This is a genomic window from Pseudomonas citri, from assembly GCF_025336485.1.
GTDB classification, from domain to species: Bacteria; Pseudomonadota; Gammaproteobacteria; order Pseudomonadales; family Pseudomonadaceae; genus Aquipseudomonas; species Aquipseudomonas citri.
Map to the genome: position 1 here is coordinate 1 of NZ_JAODAB010000008.1, position 23,556 is coordinate 23,556.

The following is a 23,556-nucleotide window of genomic DNA, read 5'->3' on the forward strand; positions in this document are numbered from 1 at the left end:
AAGTGAAACGATGCATCGCCGATGGTAGTGTGGGGTTTCCCCATGTGAGAGTAGGTCATCGTCAAGATTAAATTCCGGAACCCCTATCTGCTGACGCAGGTAGGGGTTTTGTTTTGCCCGCAGGAAAGCAATCTTGTGTTTCTATGCAACCGTCTTGCGCATGGCTATCATGCGGGCCTTATCATCAGGGCGCACCTCGCATGCTCACGTTGCTAAAACTTCTGAAGGACGGTCGCTTTCATTCGGGGCAGGCGCTGGGTGTTGCGATGGGGATCAGTCGGAGCGCTGTATGGAAGCAATTACAGCATCTGGAGGCGGAGCTGGGGTTGTCTGTCCATAAGGTTCGTGGCCGGGGGTACCAGTTGGCCAAGCCTCTGTTGCTTTTGGATGCAGCGGAAATTGATGCACGCTCACCCTCTGAATGGCCTGTTCATATATTTGATTCCATTGACTCTACTAATGCTGAGGCGCTGCGCGCTATTGGGCGTGGAGTAGAGGCGCCATTCCTTGTCTTGGCCGAGCGGCAGGCGGCTGGTCGTGGTCGTCGAGGCCGCAGATGGGTCAGTCCTTTTGCTGAAAATCTCTATTACAGCTTGGTGCTGCGTATCGAGGGCGGCATGCGGCAAGTAGAGGGGCTTAGTCTTGTCGTCGGGCTTGCTGTCATGCGCACATTGCGTGATATGGGGGTCACAGAGGCTGGTCTGAAATGGCCTAACGATGTCCTGGTTGGTGGAAAGAAAATCGCGGGTATTTTGCTCGAGTTGGTAGGGGATCCGGCAGATGTTTGTCATGTGGTCCTGGGCGTGGGCATTAATGTAAATATGCAATCGACAGATGAGGTCGATCAGCAATGGACGTCGATGTCTCTCGAGGCGGGTAGGACCTTTGATCGGAATGAATTGGTTGCTCAGCTAGGGAGAAAGCTTCGGCAGTATTTGAAGCTTCATCATGAATCAGGGTTCGCGGCGATTCAGTCGGAGTGGGAGAGCTATCATCTTTGGCAGGGGCGAGCTGTTTCGTTGATTGCCGGTATCAATCGGATTGACGGTGTCGTGATGGGTATAGACCTCCAGGGTGCGCTGCGTTTGAAGGTAGAGGGTGTGGAAAAGGTCTTTAGCGGTGGTGAGCTCAGTTTGAGGTTGCGTGATGATTCTTGAGCTCGATTGCGGTAACAGCTTTATCAAGTGGCGTGTTCTTCAGTGTGATGGTCTAACGCCTGTTGAAGGTGGGGTGGTCAGCTCCGACAGCGCCTTGTTGGCGAGTTTGAGTGATGTCGAGAAATTCCAGTTGAAGAAGTGTCGACTTGTCAGTGTTCGGACTTTGGAAGAGACGGACTCGTTGGTCGCTTCGCTGGTTGATGCATTTGGTATTTCTGTGGTTCGGGCTGTGCCTGCTCGCGAAATGGCGGGCGTCAAGAATGGTTATGAAGATTACACGCGATTGGGGCTTGATCGCTGGCTGGCCTTGCTCGGTGGCTTCCGTTTGGCTTCCGGAGCATGCTTGGTGCTTGATTTTGGTACGGCCATTACCGCTGACTTCGTAGCGCCTGATGGTGAGCATCTTGGGGGCTTTATTTGTCCTGGCATGCCTTTGATGCGTAATCAGCTGCGCACCCACACGCGGCGAATTCGTTATGACGATACGGCTGCTGAGCGAGCGCACGAGAGCCTTGCTCCAGGTCGAGCGACTGTCGAGGCGGTTGAGCGCGGGTGCATGCTAATGCTCAGAGGGTTCGTTCTGACTCAGCTTGAATTGGCGAAGCAATACTGGGGAAATGATTTCGTGGTGTTTCTCACGGGAGGGGATGCCAATCTGGTTTTGGGGGTTGTCCCTGATGCCAGGCTGGTGCCTGATCTGGTTTTCGTGGGTTTGGCGATGGCCTGCCCTTTGTCTTGAGGTTTCTATGCGGTGGCTGTTTCTGTTGTTGCTGGTTTTGAATGTCTTCTATTACATCTGGCATCAACAGGAGGCCCCTCTCCGCGCGAAGGATGTGACTCCGCTGAGTTTGTATCGGGGGTCGCAACAGGACATCCACTTGTTGAGTGAAGCGGCAGACGCGCTTATCAGGCGTGACTCGGGTAAGTCGGGTGATTCGCAAAAGAATTGTATGTATCTGGGTGGTTTCGTGCGTGCGGAACTGGCCAGGCAGCTCGAGCAGCGACTGGCTGCCTCGGGTGTCGTGACTCATGCTGCGACTTTAGGTCAGTCGAACTCCCCTGAAATGGAGGGGTTCTGGCTTCAGGTTCCTGTCGATGGCGCTGGGAAGGTGAATGAAACGCTGCTTCAAAACCTTTCTAAAGAATTCAATGAGTTAAAACATAAAATAATGCCATGTGAGGGGGTTGCGCCCGCTGGGTAGTTTGCATAGAATGGCGCCCGCTTCGCAGCGAAGACCTTTAAAGGTTAACGACGCGAAACACGGTCAACGCAGCTAACCTCAGGTTTTTAATGAGAAAATGCTTGACAGAAGGCTGGCATGATGTAGAATGCCGGCTCGCTTAGGAGGGGTTCCCGAGCGGCCAAAGGGATCAGACTGTAAATCTGACGTCTACGACTTCGAAGGTTCGAATCCTTCCCCCTCCACCATTTTTAGCGTGAGCTGCAAGCTCCGCGGGTATAGTTTAGTGGTAGAACCTCAGCCTTCCAAGCTGATGATGCGGGTTCGATTCCCGCTACCCGCTCCAAGTTTGCAGGTTGTGCAAAGTGTTTCGCTCTTGTAGCTCAGTTGGTAGAGCACACCCTTGGTAAGGGTGAGGTCAGCGGTTCAAATCCGCTCAAGAGCTCCATATAACAAGGCAGATATGAAAATATCTGCCTTTGTTTTAATGGCTTGTGTGACTTGCTAAATTCTTCTCCTGGGGGTGATTTCGATGGCTAAGGAAAAGTTCGAACGTAATAAGCCGCACGTCAACGTTGGTACCATTGGTCACGTTGACCATGGTAAAACCACTCTGACCGCTGCTCTGACTCGCGTCTGCTCCGAAGTCTTCGGTTCGGCTCGTGTTGACTTCGACAAGATCGACAGCGCCCCGGAAGAAAAGGCTCGTGGTATCACCATCAACACTGCGCACGTAGAGTACGACTCCAATGTTCGTCACTACGCGCACGTTGACTGCCCAGGTCACGCCGACTACGTAAAAAACATGATCACTGGTGCTGCCCAGATGGACGGCGCGATCCTGGTTTGCTCGGCTGCCGATGGTCCGATGCCACAAACTCGTGAGCACATCCTGCTATCCCGTCAGGTCGGCGTTCCGTACATCGTTGTCTTCCTGAACAAGGCTGACATGGTTGACGACGCTGAGCTGCTGGAACTGGTTGAGATGGAAGTTCGCGACCTGCTGAGCGCCTACGACTTCCCAGGCGACGACACCCCGATCATCGTTGGTTCGGCTCTGATGGCTCTGAACGGCCAAGACGACAACGAAATGGGCACCACTGCCGTTCGTAAGCTGGTTGAGACTCTGGACAGCTACATCCCAGAGCCAGAGCGTGCTATCGACAAGCCGTTCCTGATGCCAATCGAAGACGTATTCTCGATCTCGGGTCGCGGTACTGTTGTGACTGGTCGTGTTGAGCGTGGCATCGTCCGCATCCAGGAAGAAGTTGAGATCGTCGGTCTGCGCGACACTCAGAAAACTACCTGCACCGGCGTTGAAATGTTCCGTAAGCTGCTGGACGAAGGTCGTGCTGGCGAGAACTGCGGCGTGCTGCTGCGCGGCACCAAGCGTGACGACGTTGAGCGTGGTCAGGTTCTGGTAAAGCCAGGTACCGTCAAGGCTCACACCAAGTTCACCGCTGAAGTCTACGTACTGAGCAAGGAAGAAGGTGGTCGTCATACTCCGTTCTTCAAAGGCTACCGTCCACAGTTCTACTTCCGTACAACTGACGTGACTGGTAACTGCGAACTGCCAGAAGGCGTTGAAATGGTAATGCCAGGTGACAACATCCAGATGACTGTCACTCTGATCAAGCCAATCGCGATGGAAGACGGTCTGCGTTTCGCTATCCGTGAAGGTGGTCGTACCGTTGGCGCTGGCGTCGTGGCTAAAGTCATCGAGTAAACAGTTGTAATGTCTTTTTCGGGCCGGCATAATGGTCGGCCTGATTTTGTTTTAGGTCAGTAGCTCAATTGGCAGAGCGACGGTCTCCAAAACCGTAGGTTGGGGGTTCGATTCCCTCCTGACCTGCCAGATTCACTCAGTGTGTCTGGCTTTCTTTTCACAGGATCTTCATAGATGACTCCTAAAGCTGAAGCTCAAGGCTCTCGCTTCGATCTGCTCAAGTGGCTAGTGGTAGTCGCTTTGGTAGCTGTTGGTGTTGTTGGCAATCAGTATTTTTCTGCATCGCCGATCCTGTATCGCGTACTCGCATTGCTTGCTATTGCTGCTGTTGCTGCCTTTGTTGGTCTGCAAACAAGCAAGGGTAAGTCTTTCTTTGTACTCGCTAAGGAAGCTCGCACCGAGATCCGTAAAGTCGTATGGCCGACTCGCCAAGAAACCACGCAGACCACTTTGATCGTTGTGGTTGTCGTTCTGGTAATGGCGTTGCTGTTGTGGGGGCTTGATTCCCTGCTCGGCTGGCTTGTTTCCTTGATTGTTGGCTAAGGGTGTCCCGTGGCTAAGCGTTGGTACGTTGTGCATGCTTACTCGGGTTACGAGAAGCATGTTATGCGCTCGCTGATAGAGCGTGTGAAGCTGGCTGGCATGGAAGATGGCTTTGGCGAGATTCTGGTCCCCACTGAAGAAGTGGTAGAGATGCGCAATGGCCAGAAGCGCAAAAGCGAACGTAAGTTTTTTCCAGGCTATGTGCTGGTTCAGATGGACATGAACGAAGGGACTTGGCACTTGGTCAAGGATACCCCTCGAGTCATGGGGTTCATTGGTGGTACTGCCGATAAGCCTGCGCCTATTACGGACAAAGAGGCAGAAGCAATTCTGCGTCGTGTCGCTGATGGTAGTGATAAGCCGAAGCCGAAGACGTTGTTCGAACCAGGTGAGATGGTTCGGGTCAATGACGGGCCTTTTGCTGATTTTACCGGTACCGTTGAAGAAGTTAACTACGAAAAGAGCCGGATCCAAGTGGCAGTGCTCATTTTCGGTCGCTCTACTCCGGTAGAGCTCGAGTTCAGCCAGGTCGAAAAGGTCTGATTGAACAGGCATCCCAACCCCGCAGTCGTAGACTGTGGGGTTTTGTCGTCACTGGGATAAACGCGCAAGTAACCGGGGAGCCTTTCGAGGCGTTCGAACCCGTAATTGGAGTGCCTCATGGCCAAGAAAATTACCGCTTACATCAAGCTGCAAGTGAAGGCCGCTCAGGCTAACCCAAGCCCACCCGTTGGTCCTGCGCTGGGTCAGCACGGTGTGAACATCATGGAATTCTGCAAGGCTTTCAACGCCCGTACTCAGGGTCTTGAGCCAGGTCTGCCGACTCCAGTGATCATCACTGTCTACAGCGACCGTAGCTTCACTTTCGAAACAAAGAGCACCCCAGCTTCGGTTCTGCTGAAGAAGGCTGCAGGTTTGACCAGCGGTTCCGCTCGTCCAAACACCGTTAAGGTTGGCACCGTTACCCGTGCTCAGCTGGAAGAAATCGCGAAAACCAAAAACGCGGATTTGACTGCAGCTGATATGGATGCAGCCGTGCGTACTATCGCCGGTTCTGCTCGTAGCATGGGCCTTAACGTGGAGGGTGTGTAATGGCTAAGCTGACCAAGCGTCAAAAGGCTATCGCCGGCAAAATCGAAGCAGGCAAGGCCTACAACATTGTAGATGCTGCCGCTCTGCTGGCCGAGCTGTCGACTGTCAAGTTCAGCGAGTCGTTCGACGTAGCTGTCAACCTGGGTGTTGATCCACGTAAATCCGATCAGGTCGTTCGTAGCGCTACCGTGCTGCCGCACGGCACTGGCAAAACCGTTCGTGTTGCCGTGTTCACCCAGGGCCCAGCAGCTGAAGCTGCTCTGGCTGCTGGCGCTGATCGCGTGGGCATGGACGATCTGGCTGCTGAAATGAAAGGCGGCGACCTGAACTATGACGTCGTGATCGCATCCCCGGATGCCATGCGCGTTGTAGGTCAACTGGGTCAGATCCTCGGTCCACGTGGCCTGATGCCTAACCCTAAAGTTGGCACCGTAACGCCAGACGTCGCCACCGCGGTTAAAAACGCCAAGGCTGGTCAGGTTCGTTATCGCACCGACAAAAACGGCATCATCCACACTTCCGTTGGCAAGATCGGCTTCGACGCCGTCAAGCTGAAGGAAAACGTTGAAGCCCTGATCGCTGATCTCAAGCGTATCAAGCCAGCTTCTTCGAAAGGTATCTACGTCAAGCGCGTTACCCTGAGCACCACCATGGGCCCAGGTCTGGTCATCGATCAGAGCTCGCTCGACGCGTAAGACGCGGGTTGGCGCAAGATATTGCGCCAATCAAAAAATTGGGGTCCCTGCCTGGCGGGGGCTATCCAAGACCGTAGGCGACGAAAGTCTTAAACCACAAGCCTACGCAGATGGTGCTCCCGGTTCCTTACCGAATCAGACACCAAAACGACATTCGGTTTCGACCGGATGAAACGGTAACAAGCAGGAGTTAAACCCGTGGCAATTAAACTCGAAGACAAGAAGGCCATCGTCGCTGAAGTCAACGAGGCTGCCAAAGCTGCTCTGTCCGCTGTCGTGGCTGATGCCCGTGGCGTAACAGTAGGCGCTATGACCGGACTCCGTAAAGAGGCCCGTGAAGCTGGCGTTTACGTACGTGTTGTACGTAACACCCTGCTCAAGCGCGCTGTTGCTGACACTGAATACAGTGTCCTCAACGACGTGTTCAGCGGCCCGACCTTGATCGCATTTTCCACCCAACATCCTGGCGCTGCTGCCCGTTTGTTCAAGGAATTCGCGAAAGGTCAGGACAAGTTCGAGATTAAGGCAGCTGCGTTCGAGGGCAAGTTCCTCGCAGCTAACCAGATCGACGTACTGGCAACTCTGCCGACCCGTGACGAAGCAATTTCCCAGCTGATGAGCGTGATTCAAGGCGCTACCAGCAAATTGGCTCGTACCCTGGCGGCACTGCGCGACCAGAAAGAAGCTGCTGCAGCCTAAGGCTCGACACTTCTTTTCGCGTTTTTTGTTTATTTCGATGGTCGCGTAGGCCGTCCCCCAATTCAGGAATTTAGAGTCATGTCTATCTCTCAAAACGATATCCTCGAAGCCGTTGGCAACATGTCCGTAATGGAAGTTGTTGAGCTGATCAAAGCTTTCGAAGAAAAATTCGGCGTTACCGCTGCCGCTGCTTCGGCTGGTCCAGCTGTTGCTGCCGCTGTTGTTGAAGAGCAAACCGAGTTCAACGTTATCCTGGCCGCTGCTGGCGAGAAGAAAGTTAACGTGATCAAGGCTGTTCGTGAACTGACCGGTCTGGGTCTGAAAGAAGCCAAAGAGAAAGTCGATGGCGCTCCTCAGACTATCGCTGAAGGCGTTTCGAAAGAAGCCGCTGCTGACGCGAAGAAGAAGCTGGAAGAAGCAGGCGCTACCGTCGAAATCAAGTAATTTCGACCTTGCGTCTCCAGCCCGAGCGTTAAGCGAAAGGCTGATGGCTGGTGGCTTTTGCCACCGGCCTTTTTCCGTTATTGGCAGCCGACTGGGTCGGTGCTGGTAACGAGCTGCAACCACCCGAGGCGGTGGCGCAAACCAAGGGGTTTGCAGATTTTCTGGCCACTCCCGCCGGGAGGGCCAAACAAGCAGGTGACCAAGCTGGGGAACGCTGATGGCTTACTCATACACTGAGAAAAAACGTATCCGCAAGGACTTTAGCAAGTTGCCGGACGTCATGGATGTGCCGTACCTCCTGGCCATCCAGCTGGATTCGTATCGTGAATTCTTGCAAGCGGGAGCGACTAAAGATCAGTTCCGCGACGTGGGCCTGCATGCGGCCTTCAAATCCGTTTTCCCGATCATCAGCTACTCCGGCAATGCTGCGCTGGAGTACGTCGGTTATCGCCTGGGCGAACCGGCATTTGATGTCAAAGAATGCGTATTGCGCGGTGTAACTTACGCCGTACCTTTGCGGGTAAAAGTGCGCCTGATCATTTTCGACAAAGAATCGTCGAACAAAGCGATCAAGGACATCAAAGAGCAAGAAGTCTACATGGGTGAAATTCCCCTGATGACTGAAAACGGTACCTTCGTTATCAACGGTACCGAGCGTGTAATCGTTTCCCAGCTGCACCGTTCCCCGGGCGTGTTCTTCGACCACGACCGTGGCAAGACGCACAGCTCTGGCAAACTGCTTTACTCCGCCCGCATCATTCCTTACCGCGGTTCGTGGCTGGACTTCGAGTTCGACCCGAAGGACTGCGTATTCGTGCGTATCGACCGTCGTCGCAAGCTGCCTGCCTCGGTATTGCTGCGCGCGCTCGGCTATACCACCGAGGAAGTCCTCGAGGCGTTCTACACCACCAACGTCTTCCATGTTCAGGCCGAAGCCCTCAGCCTGGAGCTGGTGCCTCAGCGTCTGCGTGGTGAAATCGCCGTCCTCGACATCCAGGATGGCAACGGCAAGGTTATTGTCGAGCAGGGTCGTCGTATCACTGCTCGTCACATCAACCAGCTGGAAAAAGCCGGTATCAAAGAGCTGCAGGTGCCTATGGACTACGTCCTGGGTCGCACCACAGCCAAGGCCATCGTGCACCCGGCCACTGGCGAGATCATTGCAGAGTGCAATACCGAGCTGACCGTCGAAATCCTGGCGAAAATCGTCAAGGCCCAGGTCGTTCGTATCGAAACCCTGTACACCAACGACATCGACTGCGGTCCGTTCATCTCCGACACGCTGAAGATCGACTCCACCGGCAACCAGCTGGAAGCCCTGGTCGAGATCTATCGCATGATGCGTCCTGGCGAGCCGCCAACCAAGGATGCCGCCGAAACCCTGTTCAACAACCTGTTCTTCAGTCCTGAGCGCTACGACCTGTCTGCGGTCGGCCGGATGAAGTTCAACCGTCGTATCGGTCGTACCGAGATCGAAGGTTCGGGCGTGCTGAACAAGGAAGACATCGTCGCGGTGCTCAAGACTCTGGTCGACATCCGTAACGGCAAGGGCATCGTCGATGACATCGACCACCTGGGTAACCGTCGTGTTCGCTGCGTAGGCGAGATGGCCGAGAACCAGTTCCGTGTGGGCCTGGTGCGTGTAGAGCGCGCGGTCAAGGAACGTCTGTCGATGGCTGAAAGCGAAGGCCTGATGCCGCAAGACCTGATCAACGCCAAGCCGGTAGCGGCGGCGGTGAAGGAGTTCTTCGGTTCGAGCCAGCTGTCCCAGTTCATGGACCAGAACAACCCGCTGTCCGAGATCACCCACAAGCGTCGTGTCTCCGCACTCGGCCCAGGTGGTCTGACCCGCGAGCGCGCAGGCTTCGAAGTTCGTGACGTACACCCGACCCACTACGGTCGTGTATGCCCGATCGAAACGCCTGAAGGTCCGAACATCGGTCTGATCAACTCCCTGGCAGCCTATGCGCGCACCAACCAGTACGGCTTCCTTGAAAGCCCGTATCGCGTGGTGAAAGACGCCCTGGTTACCGACGAGATCGTGTTCCTGTCCGCCATCGAAGAAGCTGATCACGTGATCGCTCAGGCTTCGGCCACGATGAACGACAAGAAAGTCCTGATCGATGAGCTGGTAGCTGTTCGTCACCTGAACGAGTTCACCGTCAAGGCGCCGGAAGACGTCACCTTGATGGACGTGTCGCCGAAGCAGGTAGTTTCGGTCGCCGCGTCGCTGATCCCGTTCCTCGAGCACGACGACGCCAACCGTGCGTTGATGGGTTCGAACATGCAGCGTCAAGCTGTACCGACCCTGCGCGCCGACAAGCCGCTGGTAGGTACCGGCATGGAGCGTAACGTTGCCCGTGACTCCGGCGTTTGCGTCGTGGCTCGTCGTGGTGGTGTGATCGACTCCGTCGACGCCAGCCGTATCGTGGTTCGTGTTGCCGATGACGAAGTAGAACCGGGCGAAGCCGGTGTCGACATCTACAACCTGACCAAGTACACCCGCTCCAACCAGAACACCTGCATCAACCAGCGTCCGCTGGTGAGCAAGGGTGATCGGGTTCAGCGCAGCGACATCATGGCCGACGGTCCGTCCACCGACATGGGCGAACTGGCACTGGGCCAGAACATGCGCATCGCGTTCATGGCATGGAACGGCTTCAACTTCGAAGACTCCATCTGCCTGTCCGAGCGTGTGGTCCAGGAAGACCGCTTCACCACGATCCACATCCAGGAACTGACCTGTGTGGCCCGTGATACCAAGCTTGGCCCAGAGGAAATCACCGCGGACATCCCGAACGTGGGTGAGGCTGCGCTGAACAAGCTGGACGAGGCCGGTATCGTTTATGTAGGTGCCGAAGTCGGCGCCGGTGACATCCTGGTCGGCAAGGTCACTCCGAAAGGCGAGACCCAACTGACTCCGGAAGAAAAACTGCTGCGTGCGATCTTCGGTGAGAAAGCCAGCGACGTTAAGGACACCTCCCTGCGCGTGCCTACCGGCACCAAGGGTACCGTCATCGACGTCCAGGTCTTCACCCGTGACGGCGTTGAGCGTGACGCTCGCGCACTGTCCATCGAGAAGACCCAGCTCGACGAGATCCGCAAGGACCTCAACGAAGAGTTCCGTATCGTTGAAGGCGCCACTTTCGAACGTCTGCGTTCCGCCCTGGTAGGCCACAAGGCCGAAGGCGGCGCCGGCCTGAAGAAAGGTCAGGAAATCACCGACGAAGTCCTCGACGGTCTGGAGCATGGCCAGTGGTTCAAACTGCGCATGGCCGAAGACGCGCTGAACGAGCAACTCGAGAAGGCCCAGGCCTATATCGTTGATCGTCGCCGTCTGCTGGATGACAAGTTCGAAGACAAGAAGCGCAAGCTGCAGCAGGGCGATGACCTGGCTCCGGGCGTGCTGAAGATCGTCAAGGTCTACCTGGCAATCCGTCGTCGCATCCAGCCGGGCGACAAGATGGCCGGTCGTCACGGTAACAAGGGTGTGGTCTCCGTGATCATGCCGGTTGAAGACATGCCGCACGATGCCAATGGCACCCCGGTGGACGTGGTCCTCAACCCGTTGGGCGTACCTTCGCGTATGAACGTTGGTCAGATTCTCGAAACCCACCTGGGCCTGGCGGCCAAAGGTTTGGGCGAGAAGATCAACCGTATGGTCGAAGAGCAGCGCAAAGTGGCAGACCTGCGTAAGTTCCTGCACGAGATCTACAACGAGATCGGCGGGCGCAACGAAGAGCTGGACACCTTCTCCGACCAGGAAATCCTGGATCTGGCGAAGAACCTGCGCGGCGGCGTTCCAATGGCGACTCCAGTGTTCGACGGCGCCAAGGAAAGTGAAATCAAGGCCATGCTGAAACTGGCAGACTTGCCAGAAAGCGGCCAGATGCAGCTGTTCGACGGTCGTACCGGCAACAAGTTCGAGCGTCCGGTTACCGTTGGCTACATGTACATGCTGAAGCTGAACCACTTGGTAGACGACAAGATGCACGCTCGTTCTACCGGTTCTTACAGCCTGGTTACCCAGCAGCCGCTGGGTGGTAAGGCGCAGTTCGGTGGTCAGCGTTTCGGGGAGATGGAGGTCTGGGCACTGGAAGCATACGGTGCTGCTTACACTCTGCAAGAAATGCTCACAGTGAAGTCGGACGATGTGAACGGTCGGACCAAGATGTACAAGAACATCGTGGACGGCGATCACCGTATGGAGCCGGGCATGCCCGAGTCCTTCAACGTGTTGATCAAGGAAATTCGTTCCCTCGGCATCGATATCGATCTGGAAACCGAATAACACGTGACGCGAATCGAGAGCGGGGCTGTCTTGCCCGCTCTCTGCTCCGCCAGGAGGAAAGGCCTTGAAAGACCTACTGAATTTGCTGAAAAACCAGGGTCAAGTCGAAGAGTTCGACGCCATCCGTATCGGATTGGCCTCGCCTGAGATGATCCGTTCGTGGTCGTTCGGTGAAGTTAAAAAGCCGGAAACCATCAACTACCGTACGTTCAAACCTGAGCGTGACGGCCTGTTCTGCGCCAAGATCTTTGGCCCGGTCAAGGATTACGAGTGCCTGTGCGGTAAGTACAAGCGCTTGAAGCACCGCGGTGTGATCTGCGAGAAGTGCGGCGTTGAAGTCGCGCTGGCAAAAGTTCGTCGTGAGCGTATGGCGCACATCGAGTTGGCCTCGCCGGTTGCCCACATCTGGTTCCTGAAGTCGCTGCCGTCCCGTATCGGCCTGCTGATGGACATGACCCTGCGTGATATCGAACGCGTTCTCTACTTCGAGAGCTATGTCGTTATCGATCCAGGCATGACCACCCTTGAAAAAGGTCAGTTGCTCAACGACGAACAGTACTTCGAAGCACTGGAAGAGTTCGGTGACGACTTTGACGCCCGCATGGGTGCAGAAGCCGTCCGCGAACTGCTGCACGCGATCGACCTGGAGCACGAGATTGGCCGTCTGCGCGAAGAAATTCCGCAAACCAACTCCGAAACCAAGATCAAGAAGCTGTCCAAGCGCCTGAAGTTGATGGAAGCCTTCCAGGGCTCCGGCAACCTGCCAGAGTGGATGGTGTTGACCGTTCTGCCGGTTCTGCCGCCAGACCTGCGTCCACTGGTTCCGCTCGATGGCGGCCGTTTCGCGACTTCCGACCTCAACGATCTGTATCGTCGAGTGATCAACCGTAACAACCGCTTGAAGCGTCTGCTCGATCTGTCCGCTCCGGACATCATCGTTCGCAACGAAAAGCGTATGTTGCAAGAGGCGGTCGACGCATTGCTCGACAACGGTCGTCGTGGCCGCGCTATCACCGGTTCCAACAAGCGTCCTCTGAAGTCCCTGGCTGACATGATCAAGGGTAAGCAGGGTCGTTTCCGTCAGAACTTGCTCGGTAAGCGTGTTGACTATTCCGGTCGTTCGGTAATTACCGTTGGCCCGACCCTGCGTCTGCACCAGTGCGGTCTGCCCAAGAAGATGGCTCTGGAACTGTTCAAGCCGTTCATTTTCGGCAAGCTGGAAATGCGTGGTCTGGCGACCACCATCAAAGCGGCCAAGAAAATGGTCGAGCGCGAGCTGCCAGAGGTCTGGGACGTTCTCGCTGAAGTGATTCGCGAACACCCAGTGCTGCTCAACCGTGCACCGACCCTTCACCGTCTGGGTATCCAGGCGTTTGAACCGGTACTGATCGAAGGTAAGGCTATCCAGCTGCACCCGCTGGTCTGTGCGGCGTACAACGCCGACTTCGACGGTGACCAAATGGCCGTGCACGTACCGCTGACACTGGAAGCCCAGTTGGAAGCGCGTGCGTTGATGATGTCGACCAACAACATCCTGTCGCCAGCCAACGGTGAGCCAATCATCGTGCCGTCGCAGGACGTTGTATTGGGTCTGTACTACATGACCCGCGAAGCGATCAACGCCAAGGGCGAAGGTCGTGTGTTCGCGGATCTGCAGGAAGTTGACCGTGTGTTCCGTGCCGGCGAAGCCGCACTGCATGCCAAGGTCAAGGTGCGGATCAGCGAAACCGTGAACGATCGCGATGGCAACAGCGTGACCAACACCCGTATCGTCGACACCACCGTCGGCCGTGCGTTGCTGTTCCAGGTTGTGCCAAAAGGCCTGTCCTTCGACGTCGTCAACCTGCCGATGAAGAAAAAGGCGATCTCCAAGCTGATCAACCAGTGCTATCGCGTGGTGGGTCTGAAAGAGACCGTGATCTTCGCTGACCAGCTGATGTACACCGGTTTTGCCTATTCGACCATTTCCGGCGTTTCCATCGGTGTTAACGACTTCGTTATCCCGGATGAAAAAGCCCGCATCATCGGTACTGCTACCGAAGAAGTGAAAGAGATCGAAAGTCAGTACGCCTCCGGCCTGGTAACCCAGGGCGAGAAGTACAACAAGGTGATCGACCTCTGGTCCAAGGCGAACGATGAAGTTTCCAAGGCGATGATGGCCAACCTCTCGAAAGAGAAGGTGGTCGATCGCCATGGCGACGAAGTCGAGCAGGAATCCTTCAACTCGATGTACATGATGGCCGACTCGGGTGCGCGGGGTTCTGCTGCGCAGATCCGTCAGCTCGCCGGTATGCGTGGCCTGATGGCCAAGCCGGACGGCTCCATCATCGAGACCCCGATTACAGCGAACTTCCGTGAAGGTTTGAGCGTACTCCAGTACTTCATCTCCACTCACGGTGCTCGTAAGGGTCTTGCGGATACCGCGTTGAAAACCGCGAACTCCGGTTACCTGACCCGTCGTCTGGTAGACGTGGCGCAAGACCTGGTCGTGACCGAGATCGACTGCGGTACCGAACATGGCCTGGTCATGACTCCGCACATCGAAGGCGGCGACGTGGTAGAGCCGCTGGGTGAGCGCGTATTGGGCCGTGTCATTGCCCGTGACGTATTCAAGCCAGGTACCGAGGACGTGATCGTTCCTGCTGGCACCCTGGTTGACGAGAAGTGGGTCGAGTTCATCGAGCTCAACAGCATCGACGAAGTCATCGTGCGCTCGCCGATCAGTTGCGAAACCCGTTACGGCATCTGCGCCAAGTGCTACGGTCGTGACCTGGCTCGTGGTCACCAGGTGAACATCGGTGAGTCGGTCGGCGTCATCGCTGCCCAGTCCATCGGTGAGCCGGGTACCCAGCTGACGATGCGTACGTTCCACATCGGTGGTGCGGCAAGCCGGACCTCCGCGGCCGACAGCGTCCAGGTGAAGAATGGCGGTACTGTCCGCCTGCACAACCTCAAGCACGTTGAACGTGTGGACGGTCACCTGGTTGCCGTGTCCCGTTCCGGTGAACTGGCAATCGCCGACGACTTCGGTCGCGAGCGTGAGCGCTACAAGCTGCCTTACGGTGCGGTAATTTCGGTCAAGGAAGGTGACAAGGTCGACGCTGGCGCCATCGTGGCCAAGTGGGATCCGCACACTCACCCGATCGTTACCGAAATGAAAGGTACCGTGACCTACGTGGGCATGGAAGAAGGCATCACGATCAAGCGTCAGACTGACGAATTGACCGGTATGACCAACATTGAAGTACTCGATCCGAAAGATCGTCCAGCTGCCGGCAAGGACATCCGTCCAGCCGTGAAGATGGTCGATGCCAACGGCAAGGATCTGTTGCTGCCAGGCACTGACGTTATCGCTCAGTACTTCCTGCCAGCCAACGCCCTGGTCGGTGTAGCGGACGGCGCGCAGATTGCGATCGGTGATGTTATCGCTCGTATTCCGCAAGAGACTTCGAAGACCCGTGACATCACCGGTGGTCTGCCGCGTGTTGCCGACTTGTTCGAAGCTCGTCGTCCGAAAGAGGCGTCGATTCTGGCTGAAGTCAGCGGCACCATCGCGTTCGGTAAAGAGACCAAGGGCAAGCGCCGTCTGGTCATCACCCCGAACGACGGTAGCGATCCGTACGAAGAGCTGATTCCGAAGTGGCGCCACCTGAACGTCTTCGAAGGTGAACAGGTGAACCGTGGCGAAGTTATCTCCGACGGTCCTAGCGATCCACACGACATCCTGCGTCTGCTGGGTGTTAGTGCGCTGGCCAAGTACATCGTGAACGAGATCCAGGACGTTTACCGTCTGCAAGGCGTGAAGATCAACGACAAGCACATCGAGACCATCCTGCGTCAGATGCTGCGTAAAGTTGAGATCTCCGAGTCCGGCGATTCCAGCTTCATCAAGGGCGACCAGATGGAACTGACTCACGTATTGGTAGAGAACGAGAAGCTGGCTGCGGAAGACAAGTTCGTCGCCAAGTTCACCCGCGTTCTGCTGGGTATCACCAAGGCGTCGTTGTCCACCGAATCGTTCATCTCGGCGGCTTCCTTCCAGGAAACCACCCGCGTATTGACCGAAGCGGCGGTAACCGGCAAGCGCGACTACCTGCGCGGCCTGAAAGAAAACGTGGTTGTGGGTCGTCTGATCCCGGCCGGTACCGGTTTGGCCTATCACAGCGAGCGCAAGCGTCGCCGTGATGCAGACAAGCCGTTGCGCGTGAGCGCCAGTGAAGTGGAAGCTGCACTGACCGAAGCGCTGAACTCGAGCGGTAACTGAGTTCTGCGGTAATTGAGTGCCAGGCCCTGGTCGCCCCGTTCGGCGGATTGAGACAAATAGTCGATATCCGGCGGGCGGGGAGGTCGGGGCCTTGCCTTGACTGGGGGCAAGATCCTCTTTAGACTCTTGATCCCCTAAATTTGGCGGGAATGCGTTCCTGCCATTTTGCTTTTCTTGCAAGACAATAGCGTCGCAAGACAACAGTGGAGCTAGTAGATGGCAACTATCAACCAGCTGGTACGTCAGCCGCGTAAGCGTATCGTCGAGAAATCCGACGTGCCTGCGCTGCAGAACTGCCCGCAACGTCGTGGCGTATGCACCCGTGTGTATACCACTACGCCGAAAAAACCTAACTCGGCATTGCGTAAAGTGTGCCGTGTGCGTCTGACCAACGGTTTCGAGGTTTCCTCGTACATCGGTGGTGAAGGCCACAACCTGCAAGAGCACAGCGTGGTACTGATCCGCGGCGGTCGTGTAAAAGACTTGCCAGGTGTTCGTTACCACACCGTTCGCGGCTCTCTGGATACCTCCGGCGTTAAAGGTCGTAACCAAGGTCGTTCGAAGTACGGTACCAAGCGTCCGAAATAATCGGCCGTTTTGCAGTTTTTAATTTTATTGAGTCGATAAGAGTAAGGTCGGGCACGCATTTGCTGTCCCGGGCTAACCTGAAGACCGTTTGAGGGCTTATCAATGCCAAGACGTCGCGTAGCAGCCAAGCGTGAGATTCTGGACGATCCGAAATACGGAAGCCAGATTCTCGCCAAGTTCATGAACCACGTAATGGAAAGCGGCAAGAAAGCCGTTGCCGAGCGTATCGTTTATGGCGCGCTGGAAAAAGTTAAAGAGCGTAAGAACTCCGATCCCCTGGAACTCTTCGAAAAAGCACTCGACGCCATCGCTCCGCTGGTCGAAGTGAAGTCGCGCCGTGTAGGCGGTGCTACTTACCAGGTTCCGGTCGAAGTTCGTCCGTCCCGTCGTAACGCTCTGGCCATGCGCTGGTTGGTAGACTTCGCCCGCAAGCGCGGCGAGAAGTCCATGGCTCTGCGTTTGGCTGGTGAACTGTTGGACGCTGCTGAAGGTAAAGGTGCTGCAGTTAAGAAGCGTGAAGACGTGCACCGTATGGCTGAAGCCAACAAGGCTTTCTCGCACTACCGCTTCTAATTTTAGCGTCACTCAATTTGCGAGGGCTTTATGGCTCGTACAACCGATATTAAACGCTACCGTAACATCGGTATCGTTGCTCACGTGGATGCTGGTAAAACCACCACCACCGAGCGCGTCCTGTTCTACACGGGCGTAAACCACAAAATGGGCGAGGTGCATGATGGCGCCGCGACCATGGACTGGATGGTACAAGAGCAGGAGCGGGGTATTACCATTACTTCCGCTGCTACTACCGCTTTCTGGGAAGGCTCCAACAAGCAGTTCCCTAAGCATCGCTTCAACATCATCGACACCCCTGGCCACGTTGACTTCACCATCGAAGTAGAGCGCTCGCTGCGCGTGCTCGACGGCGCTGTCGTTGTGTTCTGTGGTACTTCGGGTGTTGAGCCTCAGTCCGAAACCGTATGGCGTCAGGCCAACAAATACGGCGTTCCACGTCTTGTTTACGTGAACAAGATGGACCGTGCTGGTGCGAACTTCCTGCGCGTGATCGGCCAGATCAAGCAGCGCCTGGGTCACACTCCGGTGCCTATCCAGTTGGCTATCGGTTCCGAAGACAACTTCGAAGGTCAGATCGATCTGATGACCATGGAAGCTGTCCGCTGGAACGATAACGACAAGGGCATGGCGGCAGTTCGTGGTCCGATCCCGGCTGAGCTGCAAGAGCTGGCTGAAGAGTGGCGCGGCAACATGGTTGAGGCAGCTGCCGAAGCCAGCGAAGAGCTGATGAACAAGTACCTGGAAGGCGAAGAGCTGACGATCGAAGAGATCAAGGCAGCGCTGCGTCAGCGTACTATCGCCGGTGAAATCGTTCTGGCCGTATGCGGTTCTTCGTTCAAGAACAAGGGTGTTCCCCTGGTTCTCGACGCCGTTATCGACTACCTGCCTGCGCCGGTCGACATTCCAGCCATCAAGGGTACTGACCCTGATGACGAAACTGTCGAGATGGAGCGTCATGCAGACGACAACGAGCCGTTCTCGGCTCTGGCGTTCAAGATCGCTACCGACCCGTTTGTTGGTACGCTCACATTTGCTCGCGTTTACTCGGGCGTGTTGAACTCCGGCGACGGCGTGATCAACTCGGTCAAGGGCAAGAAAGAGCGCGTGGGTCGTATGGTGCAAATGCACGCAAACACCCGTGAAGAGATCAAGGAAGTGCGCGCTGGTGACATCGCGGCCCTGATCGGCATGAAGGACGTCACCACTGGTGACACTCTGTGCTCCGCTGACAAGCCAATCATCCTGGTTCGTATGGACTTCCCGGAGCCGGTTATTTCGGTTGCCGTTGAGCCAAAAACCAAGGATGACCAGGAAAAAATGGGTATCGCCCTGGGCAAGCTCGCTCAGGAAGACCCGTCTTTCCGCGTCAAGACCGACGAAGAGACTGGTCAGACGATCATCTCCGGCATGGGCGAGTTGCACCTGGACATCCTGGTTGACCGGATGCGTCGTGAGTTCAACGTCGAAGCCAACATCGGTAAGCCACAGGTTTCCTATCGTGAGAAGATCACGAAGGCTTGTGAGATCGAAGGCAAGTTCGTTCGTCAGTCCGGTGGTCGTGGTCAGTTCGGTCACTGCTGGATCCGTTTTGCTCCTGCTGACGAAGGTCAGGAAGGTCTGCAATTCCTGAACGAAGTGGTCGGTGGTGTGGTTCCGAAGGAATACATCCCGGCTATCCAGAAGGGTATCGAAGAGCAGATGAAGAACGGCGTTGTCGCCGGCTATCCGCTGATCGGCCTGAAGGCTACCGTGTTCGATGGTTCTTACCACGACGTCGACTCCAACGAGATGGCGTTCAAGGTGGCGGCCTCCATGGCGACCAAGCAACTGGCTACCAAAGGTGGCGGTGTTGTTCTTGAGCCGATCATGAAGGTTGAAGTCGTAACACCTGAGGACTACATGGGCGACGTGATGGGTGACCTGAACCGTCGTCGCGGTCTGATCCAGGGTATGGAAGATACGGTTTCCGGTAAGGTTATCCGTGCCGAGGTTCCGTTGGGCGAGATGTTCGGTTATGCGACCGACGTTCGTTCCATGTCCCAGGGTCGCGCGAGCTACTCTATGGAATTCTCCAAATACTCCGAAGCTCCGTCGAACATCGTCGAAGCTATCGTTAAAAAACAAGGCTGATTCAGCCCCTTTAGGCTAGGAGTTAATTGTCGTGGCTAAAGAAAAATTTGAACGTAACAAACCGCACGTCAACGTCGGCACCATCGGTCACGTTGACCACGGTAAAACCACTCTGACCGCTGCTCTGACTCGCGTCTGCTCCGAAGTCTTCGGTTCGGCTCGTGTTGACTTCGACAAGATCGACAGCGCTCCGGAAGAAAAGGCCCGTGGTATCACCATCAACACTGCGCACGTAGAGTACGACTCCAATGTTCGTCACTACGCGCACGTTGACTGCCCAGGTCACGCCGACTACGTAAAGAACATGATCACTGGTGCTGCCCAGATGGACGGCGCGATCCTGGTTTGCTCGGCTGCCGATGGTCCGATGCCACAAACTCGTGAGCACATCCTGCTGTCCCGTCAGGTTGGCGTTCCGTACATCGTTGTCTTCCTGAACAAGGCTGACATGGTTGACGACGCTGAGCTGCTGGAACTGGTCGAGATGGAAGTTCGCGATCTGCTGAGCACCTACGACTTCCCAGGCGACGACACCCCGATCATCGTTGGTTCGGCTCTGATGGCTCTGAACGGCCAAGACGACAACGAAATGGGCACCACTGCCGTTCGTAAGCTGGTTGAGACTCTGGACAGCTACATCCCAGAACCAGAGCGTGCTATCGACAAGCCGTTCCTGATGCCAATCGAAGACGTATTCTCGATCTCGGGTCGCGGTACTGTTGTGACTGGTCGTGTTGAGCGTGGCATCGTCCGCATCCAGGAAGAAGTTGAGATCGTCGGTCTGCGCGACACTCAGAAAACTACCTGCACCGGCGTTGAAATGTTCCGTAAGCTGCTGGACGAAGGTCGTGCTGGCGAGAACTGCGGCGTGCTGCTGCGCGGCACCAAGCGTGACGACGTTGAGCGTGGTCAGGTTCTGGTCAAGCCAGGTACCGTCAAGGCTCACACCAAGTTCACCGCTGAAGTCTACGTGCTGAGCAAGGAAGAAGGTGGTCGTCATACTCCGTTCTTCAAAGGCTACCGTCCACAGTTCTACTTCCGTACAACTGACGTGACTGGTAACTGCGAACTGCCAGAAGGCGTTGAAATGGTAATGCCAGGTGACAACATCCAGATGACTGTCACTCTGATCAAGCCAATCGCGATGGAAGACGGTCTGCGTTTCGCTATCCGTGAAGGTGGTCGTACCGTTGGCGCTGGCGTCGTAGCCAAGGTTATCGAATAAGTCTCTTTTAGAGTCTGCTCGATGATTGAAAAAGCCCCCGCTTAGCGGGGGCTTTTTTATTGGGTTGACACCTATCGGGGGCGTCTATAGAATTGCGCCTCCTTTTAACGGGCGTATTGCGCCCGGTGGGAATAGCAGCCGGAGTCTGAAATCCAATGCAAAATCAGCAAATCCGTATCAGGTTGAAGGCTTTTGACCATCGCCTGATCGACCAATCCACCCAGGAAATCGTGGAAACCGCGAAACGTACTGGTGCTCAAGTGCGTGGTCCAATTCCATTGCCTACCCGTAAAGAGCGGTTCACCGTTCTGGTCTCCCCGCACGTCAACAAAGACGCGCGTGACCAGTACGAGATCCGTACTCATAAGCGCGTTCTGGACATCGTCCAGCCAACGGATAAAACCGTTGATGCACTTATGAAGCTCGATCTTGCGGCCGGCGTGGAAGTGCAGATCAGCCTCGGCTAAGACTTGGTCTTAGTCGTGTAACGCTCTGAAATGGGCGGCCATAGCGGGTGAAAGCCCCGTACACTCATGAGGTTTACAACATGACTATTGGTGTAGTCGGTCGTAAATGCGGTATGACCCGTATTTTCACCGAAGAAGGTGTCTCCATTCCGGTCACGGTCATTGAGATCGAGCCGAATCGCGTCACCCAGTTCAAAACTGAAGAAACCGATGGCTATCGTGCAGTGCAAGTCACTGTCGGCGAGCGTCGCGCTTCGCGTGTAACAGCTGCTCAGGCAGGCCACTTCGCCAAGGCGAACGTAGCTGCTGGTCGTACCGTGATGGAATTCCGCCTTGAAGAAGGCGAATACCAGGCCGGCGATCTGATCAACGCTGAAATCTTCGCCGCTGGTCAACTGGTTGATGTAACCGGTCAGTCCAAGGGTAAAGGCTTCCAGGGTACGATCAAGCGTTGGAACTTCCGCGGGCAAGATAACACCCACGGTAACTCCGTATCCCACCGCGTTCCAGGCTCTATCGGCCAGTGCCAGACTCCTGGTCGTGTATTCAAGGGCAAGAAAATGTCCGGTCATATGGGCGCCGAGCGCGTGACCGTGCAGTCCCTCGAAGTAGTGCGCGTGGACGCTGAACGCAATCTGTTGTTGGTCAAGGGCGCTGTTCCTGGCGCTACTGGCGGCAATCTGGTTGTACGTCCAGCAGCCAAGGCTCGCGGTTAAGGGGAAGCTGACATGCAATTAAATGTAAATGACGCTCAAGCGATCGAAGTTTCCGAACTGACATTTGGCGGCGAATTCAACGAGACGCTGGTTCACCAAGCAGTCGTGGCCTACATGGCTGGCGGCCGTCAAGGTAGCAAGCAGCAAAAGACCCGTTCCGACGTTTCCGGTGGCGGCAAGCGCCCATGGCGTCAGAAAGGTACTGGCCGTGCTCGTGCTGGTACTATCCGTAGCCCAATCTGGCGCGGCGGCGGTACCACCTTCGCAGCTCGTCCTCAGGATCACTCCCAGAAGCTGAACAAGAAGATGTATCGCGCAGCGATGCGTTCCATTCTTGCTGAGCTGGTGCGTACTGATCGTCTGGTCGTGGTTCAGGACTTCGCTGTTGAAGCACCGAAAACCAAAGATCTGCTGAACAAGCTCAATGGCATGGGTCTGACTGACGTCCTGATCGTGTCTGATGCTGTTGATCAGAACCTGTACCTGGCTGCTCGCAACCTGCCTCACGTCGACGTTCGTGACGTGCAAGGTTCCGATCCGGTCAGTCTGATCGCATACGACAAGGTGTTGATCACCGTGTCGGCCGTGAAGAAATTCGAGGAGCTGCTGGGATGAACCAGGAACGCGTATTTAAAGTTCTGCTTGGCCCGCACGTTTCCGAGAAGGCTACGGTTCTGGCAGACAAGAAAGGCCAGTTCGTTTTCAAGGTTGCTACCGATGCAACCAAGCTGGAAATCAAGAAGGCCGTCGAAAGCCTGTTCAGCGTGAAAGTAGAGCGCGTGACTACCCTGAATGTTCTGGGTAAGAGCAAGCGCACTGCTCGCGGTCTGGGCAAGCGTAATGACTGGAAGAAGGCAGTTATCTCCCTTCAGCCAGGCCAAGATCTCGATTTCAGCAGCAGTGCTGAGTAAGGAAGGGGTGCATCATGGCAATCGTTAAATGCAAACCGACTTCCCCTGGCCGCCGTTTTGTGGTCAAGGTGGTCAACCAGGAGCTGCATAAAGGCGCTCCTCACGCACCGCTGCTCGAGAAAAAATCGAAGTCTGGTGGTCGTAACAACAATGGCCGCATCACTACACGTCACGTGGGTGGTGGTCATAAGCAGCATTATCGTCTGGTCGACTTCCGTCGCAACGACAAGGATGGCATCGCTGCCACCGTCGAGCGTATCGAATACGATCCAAACCGTACTGCTCACATCGCTCTGCTGCTGTACGCAGATGGCGAGCGTCGCTACATCATCGCCCCTAAAGGCGTGAGTGCTGGCGACCAGCTGATCGCAGGTGCCTTGGCGCCGATCAAGCCGGGCAACGCTCTGCAACTGCGTAACATTCCAGTTGGTAGCACCGTACACGGCATCGAATTGAAGCCAGGTAAAGGCGCACAGATCGCTCGTTCCGCTGGTGCTTCGGCTCAGCTGATCGCTCGTGAAGGTGTCTATGTAACCCTGCGTCTGCGTTCCGGTGAGATGCGTAAAGTACTGGCTGAGTGCCGTGCGACCCTGGGCGAAGTCTCGAACTCCGAGCACAGCCTGCGTTCGTTGGGTAAAGCTGGTGCCAAGCGCTGGCGTGGCGTTCGCCCAACCGTTCGTGGTGTTGCCATGAACCCGGTTGACCACCCACATGGTGGTGGTGAAGGTCGTACCTCTGGTGGTCGTCATCCGGTATCGCCATGGGGCTTCCCGACTAAGGGCGCGAAGACTCGTGGTAATAAGCGTACCGACAATATGATCGTCCGTCGTCGCAAGTAAATAGAGGGATAC

Annotated in this window: 21 protein-coding genes and 4 tRNA genes; all 25 read left to right on the forward strand. The window is 55.8% G+C overall.

The features are described 5' to 3' along the window. Positions 1 to 200 precede the first annotated feature (200 nt). Positions 201 to 1,157 (forward strand): bifunctional biotin--[acetyl-CoA-carboxylase] ligase/biotin operon repressor BirA, encoded by a 957-nt coding sequence (gene birA, locus N4Q37_RS11240; protein ID WP_260957952.1) that lies wholly within the window; start codon positions 201 to 203, stop codon positions 1,155 to 1,157. After that, the gene (locus N4Q37_RS11245) at positions 1,147 to 1,896 is read left to right on the forward strand and encodes a pantothenate kinase (protein ID WP_260957954.1); all 750 of its coding nucleotides are present in this window, start codon (positions 1,147 to 1,149) and stop codon (positions 1,894 to 1,896) included. Before birA ends, N4Q37_RS11245 begins: the two co-directional genes overlap by 11 nt. A 7-nt stretch (positions 1,897 to 1,903) precedes the next feature. Further along, entirely contained in the window at positions 1,904 to 2,359 is a 456-nt protein-coding gene (locus N4Q37_RS11250) for a hypothetical protein (RefSeq protein WP_260957955.1), read from the forward strand. Positions 2,360 to 2,501: 142 nt separating this feature from the next. Then, positions 2,502 to 2,586, forward strand: a tRNA-Tyr gene (locus tag N4Q37_RS11255). 24 nt (positions 2,587 to 2,610) lie between these two features. Next, positions 2,611 to 2,684 (forward strand) — tRNA-Gly (locus N4Q37_RS11260). Positions 2,685 to 2,710: 26 nt separating this feature from the next. Then, positions 2,711 to 2,786: transfer RNA gene (locus tag N4Q37_RS11265), tRNA-Thr, on the forward strand. Positions 2,787 to 2,870: 84 nt separating this feature from the next. Next, positions 2,871 to 4,064 (forward strand): elongation factor Tu, encoded by a 1,194-nt coding sequence (gene tuf / locus N4Q37_RS11270; protein ID WP_260957958.1) that lies wholly within the window; start codon positions 2,871 to 2,873, stop codon positions 4,062 to 4,064. A 53-nt stretch (positions 4,065 to 4,117) separates the two neighbouring features. Further along, positions 4,118 to 4,193 (forward strand) — tRNA-Trp (locus tag N4Q37_RS11275). Positions 4,194 to 4,238: 45 nt separating this feature from the next. Continuing rightward, complete coding sequence (gene secE / locus N4Q37_RS11280; protein ID WP_260957960.1) at positions 4,239 to 4,607, forward strand: preprotein translocase subunit SecE; 369 nt, start codon at positions 4,239 to 4,241, stop codon at positions 4,605 to 4,607. A gap of 9 nt (positions 4,608 to 4,616) precedes the next feature. Next, positions 4,617 to 5,150 carry a transcription termination/antitermination protein NusG gene (gene nusG / locus N4Q37_RS11285; protein ID WP_260957962.1) on the forward strand — a complete coding sequence of 178 codons (534 nt, stop codon included), beginning with the start codon at positions 4,617 to 4,619 and terminating at the stop codon, positions 5,148 to 5,150. Between the two features lie 117 nt (positions 5,151 to 5,267). Beyond that, positions 5,268 to 5,699 carry a 50S ribosomal protein L11 gene (gene rplK / locus N4Q37_RS11290; RefSeq protein WP_003176435.1) on the forward strand — a complete coding sequence of 144 codons (432 nt, stop codon included), beginning with the start codon at positions 5,268 to 5,270 and terminating at the stop codon, positions 5,697 to 5,699. Beyond that, positions 5,699 to 6,394, forward strand: coding sequence for a 50S ribosomal protein L1 (gene rplA, locus N4Q37_RS11295; protein WP_003228754.1), 696 nt, complete (start codon positions 5,699 to 5,701; stop codon positions 6,392 to 6,394). Before rplK ends, rplA begins: the two co-directional genes overlap by 1 nt. Before the next feature lie 198 nt (positions 6,395 to 6,592). Next, positions 6,593 to 7,093, forward strand: coding sequence for a 50S ribosomal protein L10 (gene rplJ / locus N4Q37_RS11300; RefSeq protein WP_260957970.1), 501 nt, complete (start codon positions 6,593 to 6,595; stop codon positions 7,091 to 7,093). 78 nt (positions 7,094 to 7,171) lie between these two features. Then, positions 7,172 to 7,537 (forward strand): 50S ribosomal protein L7/L12, encoded by a 366-nt coding sequence (gene rplL, locus N4Q37_RS11305; protein WP_260957972.1) that lies wholly within the window; start codon positions 7,172 to 7,174, stop codon positions 7,535 to 7,537. 217 nt (positions 7,538 to 7,754) lie between these two features. After that, positions 7,755 to 11,828: a DNA-directed RNA polymerase subunit beta gene (gene rpoB, locus N4Q37_RS11310; protein ID WP_260957974.1), complete on the forward strand. Its 4,074-nt coding sequence runs from the start codon at positions 7,755 to 7,757 to the stop codon at positions 11,826 to 11,828. A gap of 64 nt (positions 11,829 to 11,892) precedes the next feature. Continuing rightward, positions 11,893 to 16,092: a DNA-directed RNA polymerase subunit beta' gene (gene rpoC, locus N4Q37_RS11315; RefSeq protein WP_260957976.1), complete on the forward strand. Its 4,200-nt coding sequence runs from the start codon at positions 11,893 to 11,895 to the stop codon at positions 16,090 to 16,092. A gap of 216 nt (positions 16,093 to 16,308) precedes the next feature. Then, a complete protein-coding gene (rpsL, locus tag N4Q37_RS11320) occupies positions 16,309 to 16,680 on the forward strand; it encodes a 30S ribosomal protein S12 (RefSeq protein WP_003186084.1) in 372 nt (123 codons plus the stop codon). Positions 16,681 to 16,782: 102 nt separating this feature from the next. Beyond that, entirely contained in the window at positions 16,783 to 17,253 is a 471-nt protein-coding gene (gene rpsG / locus N4Q37_RS11325) for a 30S ribosomal protein S7 (RefSeq protein WP_024776462.1), read from the forward strand. Positions 17,254 to 17,283: 30 nt separating this feature from the next. Beyond that, positions 17,284 to 19,386: an elongation factor G gene (fusA, locus tag N4Q37_RS11330; protein WP_260957997.1), complete on the forward strand. Its 2,103-nt coding sequence runs from the start codon at positions 17,284 to 17,286 to the stop codon at positions 19,384 to 19,386. A 31-nt stretch (positions 19,387 to 19,417) separates the two neighbouring features. After that, positions 19,418 to 20,611 (forward strand): elongation factor Tu, encoded by a 1,194-nt coding sequence (tuf, locus tag N4Q37_RS11335; protein WP_260957999.1) that lies wholly within the window; start codon positions 19,418 to 19,420, stop codon positions 20,609 to 20,611. 155 nt (positions 20,612 to 20,766) lie between these two features. Beyond that, the gene (gene rpsJ, locus N4Q37_RS11340; protein ID WP_003186070.1) at positions 20,767 to 21,078 is read left to right on the forward strand and encodes a 30S ribosomal protein S10; all 312 of its coding nucleotides are present in this window, start codon (positions 20,767 to 20,769) and stop codon (positions 21,076 to 21,078) included. A gap of 80 nt (positions 21,079 to 21,158) precedes the next feature. Beyond that, a complete protein-coding gene (gene rplC / locus N4Q37_RS11345) occupies positions 21,159 to 21,794 on the forward strand; it encodes a 50S ribosomal protein L3 (RefSeq protein ID WP_003186059.1) in 636 nt (211 codons plus the stop codon). Between the two features lie 12 nt (positions 21,795 to 21,806). Next, the gene (gene rplD, locus N4Q37_RS11350; protein WP_003186057.1) at positions 21,807 to 22,409 is read left to right on the forward strand and encodes a 50S ribosomal protein L4; all 603 of its coding nucleotides are present in this window, start codon (positions 21,807 to 21,809) and stop codon (positions 22,407 to 22,409) included. After that, the gene (rplW, locus tag N4Q37_RS11355) at positions 22,406 to 22,705 is read left to right on the forward strand and encodes a 50S ribosomal protein L23 (protein ID WP_002555488.1); all 300 of its coding nucleotides are present in this window, start codon (positions 22,406 to 22,408) and stop codon (positions 22,703 to 22,705) included. The genes rplD and rplW overlap by 4 nt, the downstream gene beginning before the upstream one ends. A gap of 14 nt (positions 22,706 to 22,719) precedes the next feature. Next, positions 22,720 to 23,544: a 50S ribosomal protein L2 gene (gene rplB, locus N4Q37_RS11360; RefSeq protein WP_260958004.1), complete on the forward strand. Its 825-nt coding sequence runs from the start codon at positions 22,720 to 22,722 to the stop codon at positions 23,542 to 23,544. Positions 23,545 to 23,556: the final 12 nt, after the last annotated feature.